Here is a 15,929-nt window from a genome sequence, read left to right as displayed (position 1 = left end):
GGCCGCGCGGATCTGCCGAGTCCGCGCGGCCCCGGCACACACTCAAGGTGTACGCGGACAGTCCGCCCCGCGGTGGGCCGGTGTTCAGCCGTGCGTGGTGATGCCGCCGTCGACGGGAATGACAGCTCCGGTTAGGTATGCGCCGGCGCGCGACGAGAGGTAGATGGCCGTGCCGGCCATGTCCTCGGGGCGTCCGATGCGGCCCAGCGGCACCTGCTGCTCGATGGCGGCCCGGCTCGCCGGGTCGTCGAGCGCGAACGCCATCATCTTGCTCTCGAACGGGCCGGGCGCGATCGCGTTGACGGTGATCTGCTCTCCGGCGAGTTGGTGGGCGAGGCTGCGGGTGAGCATGTGCACGGCCGCCTTGGTGGCCGAGTACGCGTACACCTCCATCATCGGCACCCGGATGCCGTCGATCGACCCGATGTTGATCACGCGGGCCGGGTCGTCGGCGCTGGCGGCGGCGCGCAGCGCCGGCAGCAGGGCGGTGGTGAGCCGGAAGACGGCCTTGACGTTGACCGCCCAGAGCTTGTCGAACGCGGCCCCGGGGTAGTCCTCCAACGGTGCGCCCCAGGTCGCGCCGGCGTTGTTGACCAGCACGTCGAGGCGGTCGAAGCGCTCGCGCACGGCGGCGGCCAGCGTCTCGGCGCCGGCGTCGTCGCCGAGGTCGGCGGGGATGGCCTCGCAGCGGCCCTCGGCGGAGAGGGTGGTGGCGACCGCCTCGCAGACGTCCGCCTTGCGCGACGAGATGATCACGTGTGCGCCGGCCCGGACGAAGCCCTGGGCGATCATCAGCCCGATCCCCCGCGAGCCGCCGGTGACCAGGACCGTCTTACCTTCGACCGAAAACAGCTGCGTCATGCCCATCCCATCGCGAGTCGGCGGGGGCCGCCGGCCGGTCGGGTGGCCGGCGGATGCCGGGTGGACCGCGGACCGACGCGCTACCGCCGGGTAACGTAGCCCGGCCGCCGGGACCGGGACAAGCCCGTGGCGCGCCGCGGATTCCGCTACGAACGTCGATCGGGATGCGGTGACCTGCGGTTCGGGCTACCGTCGCAGGCGATGGTCTCCACCGATCCCTCCCCCGCGCCATCGATCGGAACGGCGTCTCCCGTCACCGACGAGATAGCCACGTTCGCGCTGGCCGACCTTGCCGGTGATCCGGGCTGGCGTCGTCCGGTCATCGTCGAGCGGGAGCTGTTGGTTCTCACCACGCGTGGGCACGGCGACGCGGAACTCGACTTTCATCTGCTGCCGTGCCGGCCCGGCACGCTGCTGCGGGTCCACCCCGGCCAGGTGCTGCGCTGCGCCGGCCCCCAGATCGACGCCACGGTTGTCGCCTGGGATCCCCTGGCGCTGCGCGGTTTCGACGTCGACCTGACCACGACCGCGACCTGGCGGCAGTTGGCCGGTGAGGACGAGGACGCGGTGATCAGCGAGGTGAGCCAGTTGGCGGTGGACTGTCGGCGGCACCCCGACGGCCCCACCGCCCGCGCGCTGCTGCGGCACCAACTGGCCGTGCTGCTGCTGCGGCTGGCCGTGGCCCACAGCGACCGGTCGCCGTCCCGGCCCGAGGACGAGACATTCCACCGGTTCCGCCGCGAGGTGGAGCACGGCTACCCGCACACCCGGCGGGTGGAGGATTACGCAGCCGCGCTCGGCTGCTCGGTGCGGACCCTGACCCGGGCCTGCCTGGCCGTCACCGGTCGCAGCGCCAAACAGGTCATCGACGAGCGGGTTGCGTTGCAGGCCGGCCGGTTACTGGCCGCGACGGATCAGCCGATCGCCCAGATCGGCCGGCAGCTCGGCTTCTCCGAACCCACGAACTTCGGCCGCTTCTTCACCCGCGAGGTCGGAGTCAGCCCCGGCGCGTTCCGGGCCTCCCGGGACCAACCGGCGGCCGGCCGGGTTGTCCGACCTCGACCGCCCGCCGAGTCGACGGGCGCCAACGCCGGCCGGTTCCGCCCCGGCACTCCCGGCGAACCCCCAAATGGCGGGCACGCCACGAGACCCGTGCCGCCCGCCGGAGGGCCGGGCGGCACGGGGCGGGCATGATGGCACTGTGCAGATCTCCGCGCGCGGCGACTACGCGGTACGGGCGGCGTTGAGCCTCGCCACCGCGTACCCCTCGCTGCTGTCCACCCAGGCCATCGCCGCGGAGCAGGACATGCCCCGCAAGTTCCTGGAGGCGGTCCTGGCGGATCTGCGCCGGGCCGGCATCGTCCGCGCCCAACGCGGCGCCGAGGGCGGCTACACCCTCGCGCGCCCGCCACGCGAGGTGACCGTCGGCGCGGTGCTGCGCGCCGTCGAGGGCCCGCTGGCCGGGGTACGCGGGCTGCGCCCCGAGGAGACCCGGTACGAGGGCTCGGCGGAGAACCTGCCCGGCCTGTGGGTGGCCGTCCGCGCCGCCGTTCGGCGGGTCGTCGACGAGGTGAGCCTCGCCGAGATCGTCAGCGGTCGACTGCCCGCGCACGTCCGCAAGCTCACCGCGCTGCCCGACGCGTGGGAGCCCCGCTGACCCTGGGCCGGCTCACAGCGTCCACACCACCTCCTCGGTGCTGAGTCGGGGCAGCCGCCGCTCCCAGGCGTTCGGGCCGGGATGGCCCAGGTTGAGCAACAGCAGCGCCTCGTGCCGGCCGTCGGGGAAGAACTCGCGGGTCACCCCGGCCGCGTCGAACCCGGCCATCGGGCCGGCGGCCAGCCCGGCGGCGCGTACGCCCACCAGCAGGTAACCGATCTGGAGGGTCGCGCTGAACCGGGCCTGCTCGGCGCGGGCCGGACGGTCGCTCAGCCAGTCGCGGGCCTGCGGCCGGTGCGGATACAGCTCGGGCAGCCGTTCGTGGAAGTCCACGTCGGCGGCGAGCACCGCCACCAGTGGCGCGCTGGCCGTCTTCGCCCGGTTGCTCGACGAGACGTACGGCAGCAACCGCGCCCGCGCCGCCGCCGAGCGGAGCAGCAGCACCCGCAGCGGCTGGCCGTTGTACGCGGTCGGCCCGTACCGGATCAGGTCGTGGATCGCCGCGACCTGGGCGTCGGTGACCGTCTCGTCGGTGAACGTGTTGGCCGTGCGGGCCGCCCGGAACAGCAGGTCCTGGGCGGCCCGGTCCAACGCGAGCAGGTCGGCCGTGGTCGGTGCGGTCACGTCGGCACTCCGCTTCGCCGCGTGCCGCCGCGACGTGCCACCTGCCCGATGGTTAGCTCGCTGCGCTCACTCACGGCGAGACGGCGGTCGTGTAGCCGCCCCGATGGTGGACCAGTGGCGCGCCGTCGCCGCCGTCGCCGAGCGCCAGCGGCTCGGCGATCACCAGCGTGTGGTCGCCCGCCGGGACCCGGTGCACCACCCGGCAGAGCAGCCGGGCCAGCACCCCGTCGAGCAGCGGCACCCCGAACGGTCCGGACGTCCAGTCCGGGTACACGGCGAACCGGTCGATGCCGCTGGTCGCGAAGACCGTTGCGGCCTCCCGCTGCCCGGCGTTCAACAGGTGCACGGCGACGTGCTCGGCGCGGGCGAGCACCGGCCAGCTCGACGACGCCACCCCGAGGCAGAACGAAACCAGCGGTGGGTCCAGCGACACCGACGTGAACGAGGTCGCTGTGAAGCCCGCCCGGATGGGCGCGCCGATCCCACCCAGGCAGGCGGGGTCGGTGGCGCGGGCGACGGCGGTGACCACCGTGACGCTGCTGGCCTGCCGCCGCAGCAGTGCGCGGAACAGGTCCGCGTTGACCGGTCGCAGCTCGGCGATGTCCGCCGAGGGGCGCTCCACGGTGGTCACGCCGGCACCAGGGCCGGCGCCGCGTACGCGCTGGCCGGTCGGGGCAGGCCGTAGTGCTCGCGCAGCGTCCGACCGGTGTACTCGGTGCGGAACAGTCCACGGGAGCGCAGCACCGGCACCACGTGGTCGACGAAGTCGGCGAGCCCGCCGGGCAGGTGCGGCGGCATGATGTTGAACCCGTCGGCGGCGCCCTGGGTGAACCACAGCTCGATCTGGTCGGCGACCTGTTCCGGCGTACCGGCGACGACCCGGTGACCCCGGCCGCCGCCGAGCCGGCCGATCAGCTGGCGTATGGTGAGCTGTTCCCGGCGGGCCAGCTCGGTGACGAGCTGGTAGCGGCTCTGGTGGGCCTGCACGGTGCCGGCGGCCGGCAGCTCCGGCAGCGGCCCGTCCAACGGCAGGCCGGTCAGGTCGATGCCGAGCATCCCGGAGAGCTGGGCCAGGGCGTAGTCGGGGACGATCAGCTCCTCCAACTCGGCGGCGAGCGCCAGCGCCTCGGCCTCGGTGCCGCCGAGCACCGGCGCGATGCCGGGCAGGACCTTCACCAGGTCCGGGTCCCGGCCGGCGGCGGTGACCTGCCGGCGCAGCTCGGCGTAGAAGCTCTGCCCGTCGGCGAGGGTCTGCTGCGCGGTGAAGACCGCCTCGGCGTAGCGGGCGGCGAAGGCGATCCCGTCCGGCGACGAGCCGGCCTGCACCAGCAGCGGCCGGCCCTGCGGCCCCCGGGGGATGTTCAGCGGGCCACGGACCTGGAACTCCGGCCCGCGGTGCGCCACCTCGTGCACCCGGTCGGTGTCGGCGAACACCCCGGCCGTGGTGTCGAAGACCAGCGCGTCGTCCTCCCAGCTGTCCCAGAGCTTGATTGCCACGTCGACGAACTCGGCGGCCCGGCGGTACCGGTCGGCGTGTTCGGGGTGGCTGTCCCGGTTGAAGTTGACAGCCTCCCGCTCCTGAGCGGAGGTGACGATGTTCCAGCCGGCCCGGCCGCCGCTGAGGTGGTCCAGAGAGGCGAACTTGCGGGCGACGTGGAACGGCTCGTTGTAGGTGGTGGAGACCGTCGCGATGAGACCGATGTGTTCGGTCACCGCGGCGAGCGACGCGAGCAGGGTCAGCGGCTCGAAGACGGCCTGGATGTTGTGTCGGGGGTTCGGCCCGACCGACAGACCGTCGGCGAGGAAGAGCGAGTCGAGGGTGCCGCGTTCGGCGATACGGGCCAACTCCTGGAAGTGCCGTACGTCGGTGACCCGACGCGGGTCGGTGCGGGGGTGCCGCCAGGCGGCCTCGTGGTGGCCGACGCCCATCAGGAACGCGTTGAGGTGCAGGGTGCGGGTCATTGGTGTCCGTCCTATCCGGCAGAGACGTCGACGCGCCAGGTGGAGAAGCGACGTTCGAGGGCGACGAGGAGCTGGTTGACGACCAGGCCGATGGCGGAGATCGTGATGATCCCGGAGTACATGTCGGCGATCGCGAAGTTGTACTGCGCGTAGTTGATGAGGTAGCCGAGCCCGGCCTTCGCGCCGACCATCTCGGCCGCTACCAGCACCAGGATCGAGTACGCCCCGGCCAGCCGGACGCCGGTGAAGATTGTCGGCACCGCCGCCGGCAGGATCACCTTCTGGAACAACCGCAGATGGTTGAGCCCCATCGAGCGGGCCGACCGGATCAACAGCGGGTCGACGCCCTTCACCCCGGCGATGGTGTTCAACAGGATCGGCCAGGAGCACGCGTACAGCACCAGGGCGATCTTGGAGGTCTCCCCCAGGCCGAGGATGAGCACGAACACCGGCAGCAGGGCCAGCGCGGCGGTGTTGCGGAACACCTCCAGTAGCGGGCTGAGCAGCTCGGCGAGCGGCCGGTACCAGCCGATCAGCAGCCCGAGCGGGATGGCGGTGAGCACCGCCAGGCCGAGCCCGGCCAACGACCGGGTGAGGCTCGCGCCCACGTGCTCGGCCAGCTGCCCGCTGCGCAGCAACTCCCACCAGGCCACCAGCACCTCCGACAGCGGCGGCAGAAAGACCCGGTCCACCAGCCCGAGCCGGGGCGCGCCCTCCCAGATCGCGGCCAGCGCGGCGATGGCGACGGTGCGGTGCAGCACCTTCGCGCCGATGCCGAGCAGCCGACCGGCGCGACCGGGAACGGCCCGCTCGGCCGACAGGCGGGGCACTGTGGGTGGGCCGGGGAGTCGGATGGGACGTTCGGCGATGTCAACCAACGCGGGCCTCCTCGGTGTGGCGGACGCCGGTGCCCTCGGCCGCCTGAGCGGCCCGCACCTCGTCACGCAGCAGGGTCCAGATCTGGTGGCGGTGGTGGCGGAACGCGTCGGTGGAGCGGACGTCCTCGACCGCGTCCCGGTCGCCCAGGTCGATGTCGATGACCTGCTTGAGCCGCCCGGGCCGGGACGTCAGCACCGCCACCCGCTGACCCAGGTAGACCGCCTCGTCGATGCCGTGGGTGATGAACACGATGGTCTTGCCGGTACGGGCCCAGATCCGCACCAGCTCGTCTTGCAACGAGTCGCGGGTCTGCGCGTCCAGGGCGGCGAACGGCTCGTCCATCAGCAGCACGTCCGGGTCGTACGCGAGGCTGCGGGCGATGGCCACCCGCTGCTTCATCCCACCGGACAGCTCGTGCGGGTAGCGGTCGGCGAACCCGCGCAGGCCCACCAGGTCGAGGTGGTGCGCGATCAGGGCGGCGCGTTCGGCCCGGGGCACCCCCTTCGCCTCCAGGCCGAACGCGACGTTGCCGGCGGCGGTGCGCCAGGGCAGCAGCGCGTACTGCTGGAAGACGATGCCCCGGTCCAGGCCGGGACCGGTGACGGGCCGACCGTCGACGAGCACCCGCCCCGCGGTCGGCTCGGTGAGCCCGCCGAGCAGGTCGAGCAGCGTGGACTTGCCGCAACCGCTGGGGCCGACGACGACCAGGAACTCGCCGGGGCGTACCCCGAGGGTGACCTCGTCCAGCGCGGTGACCGCGCCGGCGCCGCCACGCCGGCTGGCGCGGACCGGGAAGGTCTTGCTCACCCGATCAAAGAGGATCTTGTCGGTGCTCACGCGTTCCCCCCGTCCACGAAGGGGTTGAACCGGTTGGTGTAGACGTCGCCGGGCTTCGGACGGTCGCCCTTGAGCTCGCCCTCGGCGGCGAGCCAGTCGATCCAGGTGCCGAACTCCTGCTCGCCGATCACCCCGCCACGGCCGGCGACGCCGCTGCTCTTCCAGTAAGCGACCAGCGACGGGTCCTCGTTGCGGCCGCGCTTGCCGATGATGTCGCGCATCCGGGCGACCACTGTCTCCCGGGGCTGGGTGCGGGCCCACTCGATGGCCTTGCCGACCCCGGTGACGAACGCCTTGACGGTCTCCGGGTTGCGCTTGATGAAGTCGTCGCGGAAGACGTAGGTGCCGCCGCTGAAGGCGCCGAGCAGCTCGTAGTCGGTGAAGATGGTGCGGATGCCGCCACTGGCGACCGCTTTGTCGCGGATCACCCCGCCGAGCACCGCGACGTCGATCTGCCGCTGCCGCAGCGACTGCTCGGTGTTCACCGGTGGCAGGGCGACCAGCTCGACCTGCTTGATCTCGGCGGGGGTGAGACCGCCACGGGCGAGCCAGGTCTTGAGCACGGCCTCGGCGTGCGCGCCGAGGGTGTTCATGCCGACCTTCTTGCCGATCAGGTCACGGGGGCCGCGGATCGGGCTGTCGTCGAGCACGTAGTAGCCCTGGAACGTCTGCGCGTCCGAGCCGTAGTAGCTGACCACGGCGGTGATCGGGGCGTTGGCGGCGGCGAGCTTGACGATGGCGCCGTTGAACGCGCCGCCGAAGTCGCTCTGCCCGGTGGCGGTGGCCTGGATGTCCTGCGGACCACCTGTGACGTTGCCGATCCACGTGAGCTTGACGTCGCCGAGGTAGCCGAGGTCGGCGGCGAGTTCGGGGAGGGTTACCTGACCGACCGAGCCCTGGTAGCGCAGCTCGCTGGCCTGGGCGCCGCCGGCTGCCGCGTCACCGCCGCAGCCGGCGGTGGCGGTGAGCACGACCAGCGCGGCAACGGCGGCGAGGGTACGCAGAATGGCACGACGGGGTGGGGACATGAGGAGTCTCCTGATCTGTCCACGATGGGAGCGGGGACGCCCGGATGAGGGCGTGCGGGCACGCTGCTCCGCGTTGAGCGGGCGGGCGGTGAGAGTGCGGCGCTGAAGGCGAGCCGGATGGACCGGTCAGCTCAACAGAGCGCGCTCGCGTGCCGGACCAGGTCGACGTGCACACGAGCGGTGAGGAGAAGCTCATCCCGCTGCGACATGACCCCATGCTGCCCGGGATCGCAACGAGCGGTCAACGGCCTTCCAGAAGATGAGACTTCTATCGCTGCCGATGTTACGGAGCGCCCCGACCAGCGTTTACCGTGCCGCAACACCTATCTGTTGGATAGAGATTGCGGTGCCCGGTGGACGACCGTCCAGGGCGGACAGCGAGAGTGTTTCAAAAGTTGCCGGTTCGGGAATGTTCGATCTCGACACGGCAGGGAACGGTGACGAGGGGAGACCTCCGATGGGCCTCATGTTTCGCAAGCGCAAGAAGTACGGTCCGCTAATCCTGAACTTCACCGAGAACGGCTTCTCCTCGTGGAGCATCAAGATCGGTCGCTGGTCCTGGAACTCCAAGGCCCGTGCGCACCGGGTCGACCTGCCGGGTCCGCTGAGCTGGAAGCAGGACAAGTCCCGGTAGTAAGCATCCCGGGAGTCGAGCGGGGTGCCGGTGATTCACCGGCACCCCGCTCGGCGTCTGCGGGGTGGGGCGCTCAGCGCGCCAAAAGGATGATTTCGTCGCCGGCCAGCCGCCCGGATTCGCGGTCGCGTCGCAGGACGCCGGCGTCGATCAGCTCGACGAGGGCCTGGTTGGCGTCGACGGCCCGATAGACGGTCGCGGTGAGGGTGTGCCGGCGTAGCTCGGTGACGGCCCGTGGTCCGCCCGCCCGCAACTCGGCCAGCAGCTCGTGGGCCAGCGGTTCGAGGTCGGGATCGCCGACCACGTCGACAGTCGTGCCGGTCGGGTCGAGCGGGTCGCGGTAGCGCACGTCGAGGTCCGCGCCGACCGCCCAGAGCGCGTCACGGACCGCCTCCAGGCTCCGATCGGAGCGGCTGCCGAACGCGATCACCCCGACGGCCTCGCCGCCGGGCAGCACCGGTGCCACCTCGGCGACCAGAGGGAAGCCGGCGGAGACGAGCACGTCTCGGGCGCTGTCGGCGGTGTGCAGCAGCAACTCTCCGGTCCGACCGTTGGTCGCGGCGCCGAGCAGCTTCGGCGTCACCGCGCCGGGCAGGTCCACGAAGGAGAACAGCGGCGCGCCGGCCGCCCCGGCGGCCTTCACCGCGACCGGCAGCCGGTACGGCTCGCCGGGCAGCAGGTGCACTGTGACCTCGGCGGGCAGCTCCGCTTCGATCGGGCCGAGTCGGGCCGGCAGGTCGGCGGCGGCGTCGGTCAGCACCAGCACCGTCACCTGCCGGCCGCGGACCTGGTCGCCGTGCGTGGCGACCAGGCGCAGCGCGGCCTCCGCGCTGCCCGCGTCGGCGCCCGCGAGGGCTATGGTGGCCCGCCGGGAGCGGTGCAGGGCCGCGGGCAGCCAGGTCGTCAACTGGCGGACCAGCAGCTCGCGGAGAAAATCGGTGGTCCGGTCGGTCGGCATCGGTCCGTTCTACCGTACGGGCGGTCAGGCCGGGACGGAGATCCCCACCCCGCCCCGGGTCTGCCCGCCGTAACGCTGCCGCTCGGCGTCCAGGTCGAGCCGACCGATCTGCTTGCGGGCGGCCAGCGCGGTGTCGTCGAGCAGGTCGGCCGGGATCAGCCAGACCACCTCGAACTCCAGGCCGTCCGGGTCCTTGCCGTAGAGGCTCTTGGTCGTGCCGTGGTCAGAGGTGCCGACCAGCGCGCCAGCCGCGACGAGCCGCTCGGCGGTGGCGGCCAGCTCGTCGAGCGTGTCCACCTCCCAGGCGAGGTGGTAGAGGCCGACGGTGGACCGACCTGCTGTCGACCGACCGGCGCCCGCGCCAACCTCGAAGAGGCCGAGGTCGTGGTCGTTGGTGGAGTCGGGGGCCTGGAGGAAGGTGGCGCCCCGGAAGCCGTCCGGGGTCATCGCCACCGGGCGGAAGCCCAGCACGTCGCTGTAGAAGGCGACGCTGCGGGCGAGGTCACTGACGTAGAGGACCGCGTGGTTGAGCCGGTGGATACCCATGACCCGAGGCTAACGCGGTTTAGTTGAGCATTCAACCATCGGGGGTATGATGGCGGTCATGACCCGCTGGTTGGACCCCGACGAGCAGCGCACGTGGCGCGCGTACCTGACAGCCTCCCGGGTGCTGATGGACACTCTCGACCGCGAGCTGCAACGCGACGCGGGCATGCCGCACGCGTACTACGAGATCCTGGTCCAGCTCTCCGAGGCCCCCGGTCGTCAACTGCGGATGAGCCAGTTGGCCCAGGCCGCGGGGTCGTCGCGCAGCCGGCTCTCGCACGCCGTGGCCCGGCTGGAGGCCGCCGGCTGGGTGCGCCGCGAGGACTGCCCCACCGACCGGCGCGGGCAGATCGCGCTGCTCACCGACGAGGGCTTCGCCACCCTCGCGGCCGCCGCACCCGGCCACGTCGAGGGGGTACGCCGACACCTGTTCGACGCGTTGAGCCCCGCCCAGGTCGACCAGCTACGCCAAATCAGCGAGACCCTGGCCGAGCACCTGAGGAGATCCTGACCAATCGACACCGGCGCGGGTCTTGTACTTACCGTCGTCGGATGAGCACGATGGGGCGTGTCTTCCGGCTTCGGTGAACTGACTGATCAGGCGCACCACCTCGTGTCCTCCGGCGATCTGGCCGGCGCACAGCAACTGCTGTCCGACGCGCTCACCGACGCCGACCCCCGTCCTGCCAACGCCACCCCCGAGCTGGCCGAGGCGGCCAGCCTCCAGGCGCGGGTCCTGATCGCCCTCGGTGAGCCGCACTCGGCCCGGGGGTGGGCCGCCTTCGCGTACGCGGCCACCACCCGCCTGCACGGCCGCGCCGACCCGCGCACGGTGGCCGCGGCGGCGACCCTGGCCGCGGTGCTGCACCGGGTCGGCAGCCACTCCCGGGCGGCGCGGCTCTACCAGGAAGTCATCATCGAGCTGACCGCGCAGGACGGCCCGGAGTCGCTGCGGGTGCTCGCCGCGCACGCCGACCTGGCCACCGTCGAGTACGCGCGCGGGCAGTGCGCGGTGGCCCGCGACCGCCTCCAGGACGCCTGGGAGCTGCACCGCGAGGTGTACGGCGACGGGCACCCCAGCGGCATCAAGATGCTGGCACGGCTCGGGGCGATGCAGCGCGACTGCGGGCAGTTCACCGAGGGACACGACAACCTGGCGCTCGCCCGTGAGCTGTGCCGGCAGCACCTGCCCGCCGACGACCCGCTGGCCACCCAGGTGGCGGCCCTGGCCCGGGCGGCGGCCAGTCCCGACCACGCCTGCGCGGACAACCCGCCCACGGCTCGGGACACGCCCGTCGTGCCGGCCGCCCGCGTCCCACCGCACGGCGACGGGCCGGTCGAATCCGGTTACCACCCGCCAGCAGCCGCGACCCACCACGCCGGGGCGGTGCCGAACCCCCGGCTGCCCTCCGACGAAGCGGTCGGCTCGACAGGCGGCAGATGGGCGTCCGCACCGGTGGACGAGCCCTCGCCGCACCCCACCGACCCTCCGGTGCCCCCGTCGGTGGTCGGGCTGGCCGGCGGCACGGAGGAGCAGCCCGGGGTGTACCGGCTGCACCGACCCGCCGCCCCGTACGCGTCGTCCGGGCCGCACCAACCATCCGACCCGTACGCCCGCCCGGACCCGTACGCGCAGGTGGAGCCGTACACGCCGTCGCGGCTGCTGCCGGTGCCCGTGCACCGCGCGCCGCCGGAGCAGCGCAACCGGCTGGTGCCGGTGCTGGTGGCCGGCGTGGTGGTGGTGCTCCTCGGCGCGGCAGCGGTGATCGCCGGGGTGGCCCGGGTCGACGGCGACGACGAGCCGACCCCGCCGCCGGCCAGCGCCTCCCCCACCGCCGGTGGGCCGGCCAGCACCGCGCCGGCCCCGGGCGGCATGGCACCCACGTCGGCTGCCGCCGCGGCGCCGCCCGGCACTCCGCCCAGCGCGGTGACCCTGCGCGACACCCGGGACAGCATCGCGCTGAACTGGACCTATCCCCCCGGTGGCGAGGGCCCCGTGGTCATCGCGGGCGGCCGCACCGGCCAGACCCACAACATCTTCGCGACGCTGCCCGCCGGCACCACCAGCTTCGTCATCTACGCGCTCAACCGCACCAACGACTTCTGCTTCACCGTCGCCGTCGCCTGGTCCACCGACACCGTGGCCCGTTCCAAGCAGGTCTGCACCCGCCGCCGCTGACCCACCCGTCCGCGTCCCGCCAGCCGCATCCCGCCAGCTGCATCCCGCCAAGCCACACATGTGGTTAACGTCCGCTGCCATCACTCAACGTGGTCTACCCGTTGACGACACCGCCGTTACACCGCGTTAAGTCGGCGTACCTGGCACGATGCCTCATCCGGCCTTTGCTCTGCTTCACTCCACGCAACACCTCTGTCGACCAGCGGAAACGTTGCAGCAGCCGCTTCAAACTGCTTCTACGGGCATCACGTGGCGTAGCTGTTGCGCCCGTTGAAGCAGAGCAAAGGACCACCATCGGGTGGATGGGGGCACCGTCGCGGTCACGAACCGTCAACCTTTGGACCACCGCCTTCCTCGGCCGGCAACGCTGGCAGCAGCAGGCACACCCGAAGCCCTTGCTGCTCCGGCGCGTCGGTCAGGGTGATGCTGCCGCCCGCGCGTCGGACCAACTCTCGGACGATGGCCAACCCCAGGCCGGCGCCCCCGTCGTCGCGGGCCCGCCCGTCATCCAGCCGGGTGAACCTGTCGAAGACCCGCTCCCGGTCCGCCACCGGGACGCCCCGGCCGTCGTCGGTCACCGTCACCAGGTGGTGCGCCCCCACGCCAGGCCCGGCCGTCGTCCCAGTCGCCACCGCCACCCCCGTCGCTCCCGCCGTCGACGTCGTCGCCTCGGCCGCGAGCACGACATCGCCCCGCGCGTGCCGTACCGCGTTGTCGACCAGGTTGGCCAGCACGCGACGCAACTCCTCGACGCTGCCGATCGTCCAGAGCGGGCCCGCCGGCGGCGTCACCCGCACCGGCGGCGACGGGTAGCGGGCGGCGACCTCGGTCAGCAACGCGCCCAGCTCCACCGGGCCGGTCCCCCGGGCCGGTGGAGCCTCGTCCAGGCGGGCCAACAGCAGGAGATCGTCGACCAGTCGGCTCAACCGGTCGGTGTCGGCGAGCAGGTTGGCGGTTACCGCCGTCCAGTCCGTCCGGTCGGCGAGGCGCTGGGCCACCTCCAGCTCCGTCCGGATGTTGGTCAGCGGGCTGCGCAGCTCGTGCGCGGCGTCGGAGACGAAGGCCCGCTGCCGGACGCGGGCGGACTCCAGCCGGCCCAGCATGCCGTTGAGGGTGACCGCCAAGCGGTGGATCTCGTCGGCCGACGCCGGCACCGGCAGCCGGCCCGCGCCCGCCCTGCCGGTGATCTCCTCGGCGCCTCGACGTAACGCCTCGACCGGCCGCAGGGTCGCGCCCACCACCCGCCACGCCACCCCGGCCAGCACGGCCACCAGCAGCGGGAACGCCACCAGCAGGATGGTCCGGACCACGTGGGTGCTGTGCCGCACGTCGGCCATCGAGCGGGCGACCAGCACGGTGAGCGGGTCGGCCGCGGTGCCGGCGGGTACGGCGACCACCCGTACCGGGCCGGCGAGCCCGACCCGCTCGGCCGGCACCTCCAACCGCTGCCGACCGTCGCGGTTCAGTCGCTCCGGGCGGACCATCGGGACCAGGCGGTCGGCGTCGATCGAGGCCGCCCGGATCCGACCCTGCCCGTCGACGACCTGCACGCGGACCTGCCCGCCGGCCACCGGCAGCGGGTCGGGCAGCGCGTCCTCGGCGGCGAGCAGGGCGACCGCGTCGGCGGTGCGGAACGCCTCGGTGTCGACGGTGCGCTGGAGCACGAAGCCGAGCGCGCCGAGCAGCACCACCCCGCCCACTGCCAGCCCGATGGTGAGACCGACCACACCGATCGCCATGAGCCGCCCCCGCAGCCCCAGGACCGGCATTCGGACGGGCCTCGCCCGACGGGTGGGTGCCGGGCCGTCGGCGGTCACGTCGCCAGCCGGTAGCCGGCACCCCGGACCGTCTCCAGCCGGTCCCGGCCGAGCTTGCGGCGCAGGTAGCCGACGTACACCTCGACGGCGTTCGGCGCGGTCTCCAGGCTCGCGTCCCAGACGTGGTCCAACAACTCGATCTTGGAGATGACCTGGCCCGGCCGGCGCATCAGGTAGTCCAGCAGCGCGAACTCCCGCGCGGTCAGCGCCACCTCGGCGTCCGCCCGGGTCACCCGCCGACGGGCCGGGTCCAGCCGCAGGTCACCGACCGCCAGCACGGTCGGGCGCTCCGGCGCGCCCCGACGCAGCAGCGCCCGCAGCCGGGCCAGCAGCACCACGTACGAGAAGGGTTTGGTAAGGTAGTCGTCGGCGCCGCAGTCGAGGCCGTCGGCCTGGTCGTACTCGCCGTCCTTGGCGGAGAGCATCAGCACCGGCAACCAGTGCTGCTCCGCGCGCAGCCGCCGGACCAGCTCGTACCCGGAGAGGCCGGGCAGCATCACGTCGAGGATCATCGCGTCGTACCCGCCGTGTCGGGCCGCGTCCAGGCCCGCCGGGCCGGTCGCCGCCACGTCCACAGCGAACCCCTCCGCCTGGAGACCGCGTTGCAGGGCGGCCGCCAACCGGGCCTCGTCCTCCACCACCAGTACCCGCACAGCTCAAGGGTGCCACCTGGGTCAATCGGCGCGGTTCGGTGTCCTCAGCGCGTTCACAGCACGGAGGGGGCAAGATGGCCGCAGGAGGTGCCACCATGTCCGTCCTGAGAAGTCGTCCCGTCCTTCGTTGGCTGGTCCCGGCCACCGCGGCCGTCGCCGTCATCGGCGGCGGCGCGGCGATCGGCACGTTCGCCGCCGAGGCCGAGCCGAGCCTGCCGCCCCGAACCGCCGCTCAGCTCCTGGTCGACCTGCAGACGTCCCGGCTGGAGGGGTTGTCCGGGACCCTGGTGCAACGCGCCGACCTCGGCCTGCCGCCCCTCGTCGGGCTGGTTCCCGGCAACGAGCTGACCACACTGCTGACCGGCACCCACACCCTGCGGGTCTGGTATTCCGGGCCGGACAAGCAGCGGGTCGCGCTGGTGGACACCCTGGGCGAACAGGACATCATCCGCAACGGCCGAGATCTGTGGACGTGGCAGAGCCGCAGCAACACCGCCACCCACCGCAAGCTGGGCGGCGACGCCGGGGCCTGGAAGCCCGCCCCCGAACCGGCAGCGAGCCTGCCGGCCACCCCGCAGCAGGCCGCCGACCTGGCACTGGGGGCGATCGACCCGAGCACCGAGGTCAGCGTCGGCCGGTCGGCCACCGTCGCCGGCCGGGACGCGTACGAGTTGGTGCTCCAGCCGCGCGACCAGGATTCCCTGGTGCATCAGCTGCGGATCGCCATCGACGCCAAGCAGCACGTGCCGCTGCGCTTCGAGGTGCTCGCGAAGGGCAGCGACCGGCCGGCGTTCGAGGTGGCCTTCACCCAGGTCGACTACCGCCGCCCGGACGCCGACCAGTTCCGCTTCAACCCGCCGCCCGGCGTGACGGTCAACGAGGAGAAGGCCGAGCGCCCGACGGGCAAGCCCGGTCACGTCGAGCCGGCGGGTGACCCGCAGGTTCGCGCCGTGGGCGAGGGCTGGACGACAGTGCTGGTCGGCCGCCTCGACGGGGCCGAGGGCGGCCGCAAGCCCGCCACGAAGCCGGCCGCTCCGCCGGCCGGCGCCGGCCCGGACATGGACATGGACATGTCGAAGCTGCTCGGCGGGCTGCCGGCGGTCAGTGGTGACTGGGGCAGCGGTCGGCTCCTGACCAGCAAACTGTTCAGCGTGCTGCTCACCGACGACGGCCGGGTGCTCGCCGGAGCGGTGACGCCCGATCGGCTCTACCAGGCCGCCCGCGGCTGATCTCCGCGGTGTTCGCGCCGGGTCGACCTGACGGTCGGCCCGGCGCTTTGCCGTGGGTCAGGCCG

General features: G+C 72.8%; 18 protein-coding genes. 6 read left to right on the top strand and 12 right to left on the bottom strand.

Annotation, left to right across the window (positions count from 1 at the left end; all coding sequences use genetic code 11):
- Positions 1–84: 84 nt before the first annotated feature.
- On the bottom strand, positions 85–861 hold the full coding sequence (locus tag ABZS40_RS20370; RefSeq protein ID WP_354944822.1) for a glucose 1-dehydrogenase: 777 nt from the start codon (positions 859–861) through the stop codon (positions 85–87).
- 201 nt (positions 862–1,062) lie between these two features.
- Between ABZS40_RS20370 and ABZS40_RS20365 the strand changes: the two genes are divergently transcribed.
- Together ABZS40_RS20365 and ABZS40_RS20360 are read left to right on the top strand one after the other, a co-directional pair.
- Positions 1,063–2,055, top strand: coding sequence for an AraC family transcriptional regulator (locus ABZS40_RS20365; protein WP_354944821.1), 993 nt, complete (start codon positions 1,063–1,065; stop codon positions 2,053–2,055).
- Positions 2,056–2,062: 7 nt separating this feature from the next.
- Positions 2,063–2,518 carry an Rrf2 family transcriptional regulator gene (locus ABZS40_RS20360; RefSeq protein WP_030333674.1) on the top strand — a complete coding sequence of 152 codons (456 nt, stop codon included), beginning with the start codon at positions 2,063–2,065 and terminating at the stop codon, positions 2,516–2,518.
- A 12-nt stretch (positions 2,519–2,530) separates the two neighbouring features.
- Here the strand turns inward: ABZS40_RS20360 and ABZS40_RS20355 are convergent, their stop codons facing one another.
- The 7 genes from ABZS40_RS20355 to ABZS40_RS20325 form a co-directional block, all read right to left on the bottom strand.
- Entirely contained in the window at positions 2,531–3,142 is a 612-nt protein-coding gene (locus tag ABZS40_RS20355; RefSeq protein WP_354944820.1) for a malonic semialdehyde reductase, read from the bottom strand.
- A 70-nt stretch (positions 3,143–3,212) separates the two neighbouring features.
- Entirely contained in the window at positions 3,213–3,773 is a 561-nt protein-coding gene (locus tag ABZS40_RS20350; protein ID WP_354944819.1) for a flavin reductase family protein, read from the bottom strand.
- Positions 3,770–5,104, bottom strand: a complete 1,335-nt coding sequence (locus tag ABZS40_RS20345) for an LLM class flavin-dependent oxidoreductase (RefSeq protein WP_354944817.1) — start codon at positions 5,102–5,104, stop codon at positions 3,770–3,772. Before ABZS40_RS20345 ends, ABZS40_RS20350 begins: the two co-directional genes overlap by 4 nt.
- 11 nt (positions 5,105–5,115) lie before the next feature.
- Positions 5,116–5,982, bottom strand: coding sequence for an ABC transporter permease (locus tag ABZS40_RS20340; protein ID WP_354944815.1), 867 nt, complete (start codon positions 5,980–5,982; stop codon positions 5,116–5,118).
- Complete coding sequence (locus tag ABZS40_RS20335) at positions 5,975–6,820, bottom strand: ABC transporter ATP-binding protein (protein WP_354944814.1); 846 nt, start codon at positions 6,818–6,820, stop codon at positions 5,975–5,977. Before ABZS40_RS20335 ends, ABZS40_RS20340 begins: the two co-directional genes overlap by 8 nt.
- On the bottom strand, positions 6,817–7,848 hold the full coding sequence (locus tag ABZS40_RS20330) for an ABC transporter substrate-binding protein (RefSeq protein ID WP_354944813.1): 1,032 nt from the start codon (positions 7,846–7,848) through the stop codon (positions 6,817–6,819). Before ABZS40_RS20330 ends, ABZS40_RS20335 begins: the two co-directional genes overlap by 4 nt.
- Positions 7,849–7,979: 131 nt before the next feature.
- On the bottom strand, positions 7,980–8,057 hold the full coding sequence (locus ABZS40_RS20325; RefSeq protein WP_349881247.1) for a putative leader peptide: 78 nt from the start codon (positions 8,055–8,057) through the stop codon (positions 7,980–7,982).
- A gap of 248 nt (positions 8,058–8,305) precedes the next feature.
- Here ABZS40_RS20325 and ABZS40_RS20320 point away from each other — a divergent pair, with 248 nt between their 5' ends.
- On the top strand, positions 8,306–8,482 hold the full coding sequence (locus ABZS40_RS20320; RefSeq protein WP_354944811.1) for a DUF4236 domain-containing protein: 177 nt from the start codon (positions 8,306–8,308) through the stop codon (positions 8,480–8,482).
- A gap of 73 nt (positions 8,483–8,555) precedes the next feature.
- Here the strand turns inward: ABZS40_RS20320 and ABZS40_RS20315 are convergent, their stop codons facing one another.
- Positions 8,556–9,440, bottom strand: coding sequence for a hypothetical protein (locus ABZS40_RS20315; protein ID WP_354944809.1), 885 nt, complete (start codon positions 9,438–9,440; stop codon positions 8,556–8,558).
- A gap of 24 nt (positions 9,441–9,464) precedes the next feature.
- On the bottom strand, positions 9,465–9,986 hold the full coding sequence (locus tag ABZS40_RS20310; RefSeq protein WP_196921829.1) for a VOC family protein: 522 nt from the start codon (positions 9,984–9,986) through the stop codon (positions 9,465–9,467).
- 49 nt (positions 9,987–10,035) lie between these two features.
- Here ABZS40_RS20310 and ABZS40_RS20305 point away from each other — a divergent pair, with 49 nt between their 5' ends.
- Both ABZS40_RS20305 and ABZS40_RS20300 read left to right on the top strand, forming a co-directional pair.
- On the top strand, positions 10,036–10,497 hold the full coding sequence (locus ABZS40_RS20305; protein WP_354944967.1) for a MarR family transcriptional regulator: 462 nt from the start codon (positions 10,036–10,038) through the stop codon (positions 10,495–10,497).
- A 57-nt stretch (positions 10,498–10,554) separates the two neighbouring features.
- Positions 10,555–12,165, top strand: coding sequence for a tetratricopeptide repeat protein (locus ABZS40_RS20300; protein ID WP_354944807.1), 1,611 nt, complete (start codon positions 10,555–10,557; stop codon positions 12,163–12,165).
- A 320-nt stretch (positions 12,166–12,485) separates the two neighbouring features.
- Here the strand turns inward: ABZS40_RS20300 and ABZS40_RS20295 are convergent, their stop codons facing one another.
- On the bottom strand, positions 12,486–13,904 hold the full coding sequence (locus tag ABZS40_RS20295; protein ID WP_354944965.1) for an ATP-binding protein: 1,419 nt from the start codon (positions 13,902–13,904) through the stop codon (positions 12,486–12,488).
- A 74-nt stretch (positions 13,905–13,978) separates the two neighbouring features.
- A complete protein-coding gene (locus ABZS40_RS20290; RefSeq protein WP_124816037.1) occupies positions 13,979–14,635 on the bottom strand; it encodes a response regulator transcription factor in 657 nt (218 codons plus the stop codon).
- 95 nt (positions 14,636–14,730) lie between these two features.
- On the opposite strand from ABZS40_RS20290, the gene ABZS40_RS20285 reads away from it, so the two are divergent.
- Positions 14,731–15,864, top strand: a complete 1,134-nt coding sequence (locus ABZS40_RS20285; RefSeq protein ID WP_354944806.1) for a sigma-E factor regulatory protein RseB domain-containing protein — start codon at positions 14,731–14,733, stop codon at positions 15,862–15,864.
- The last annotated feature ends 65 nt before the right edge of the window (positions 15,865–15,929 follow it).

Origin of the sequence: Micromonospora sp. NPDC005324 (assembly GCF_040607155.1) — a bacterium.
GTDB classification, from domain to species: Bacteria; Actinomycetota; Actinomycetes; order Mycobacteriales; family Micromonosporaceae; genus Micromonospora; species Micromonospora trifolii.
The sequence above is the reverse complement of the archived record's forward strand: the minus strand, read 5'-3'. Positions and strand labels throughout refer to the sequence as shown.

What these genes read in the sequence shown, in the direction of transcription:
- ABZS40_RS20295 (WP_354944965.1), bottom strand. Translation starts at nt 13,904, where the DNA reads ATGGCGATCGGTGTGGTCGGTCTCACCATCGGGCTGGCAGTGGGCGGG.
- ABZS40_RS20285 (WP_354944806.1), top strand. Translation starts at nt 14,731, where the DNA reads ATGTCCGTCCTGAGAAGTCGTCCCGTCCTTCGTTGGCTGGTCCCGGCC.
- ABZS40_RS20310 (WP_196921829.1), bottom strand. Translation starts at nt 9,986, where the DNA reads ATGGGTATCCACCGGCTCAACCACGCGGTCCTCTACGTCAGTGACCTC.
- ABZS40_RS20370 (WP_354944822.1), bottom strand. Translation starts at nt 861, where the DNA reads ATGACGCAGCTGTTTTCGGTCGAAGGTAAGACGGTCCTGGTCACCGGC.
- ABZS40_RS20320 (WP_354944811.1), top strand. Translation starts at nt 8,306, where the DNA reads ATGGGCCTCATGTTTCGCAAGCGCAAGAAGTACGGTCCGCTAATCCTG.
- ABZS40_RS20325 (WP_349881247.1), bottom strand. Translation starts at nt 8,057, where the DNA reads ATGTCGCAGCGGGATGAGCTTCTCCTCACCGCTCGTGTGCACGTCGAC.
- ABZS40_RS20365 (WP_354944821.1), top strand. Translation starts at nt 1,063, where the DNA reads ATGGTCTCCACCGATCCCTCCCCCGCGCCATCGATCGGAACGGCGTCT.
- ABZS40_RS20315 (WP_354944809.1), bottom strand. Translation starts at nt 9,440, where the DNA reads ATGCCGACCGACCGGACCACCGATTTTCTCCGCGAGCTGCTGGTCCGC.
- ABZS40_RS20305 (WP_354944967.1), top strand. Translation starts at nt 10,036, where the DNA reads ATGGCGGTCATGACCCGCTGGTTGGACCCCGACGAGCAGCGCACGTGG.
- ABZS40_RS20330 (WP_354944813.1), bottom strand. Translation starts at nt 7,848, where the DNA reads ATGTCCCCACCCCGTCGTGCCATTCTGCGTACCCTCGCCGCCGTTGCC.
- ABZS40_RS20345 (WP_354944817.1), bottom strand. Translation starts at nt 5,104, where the DNA reads ATGACCCGCACCCTGCACCTCAACGCGTTCCTGATGGGCGTCGGCCAC.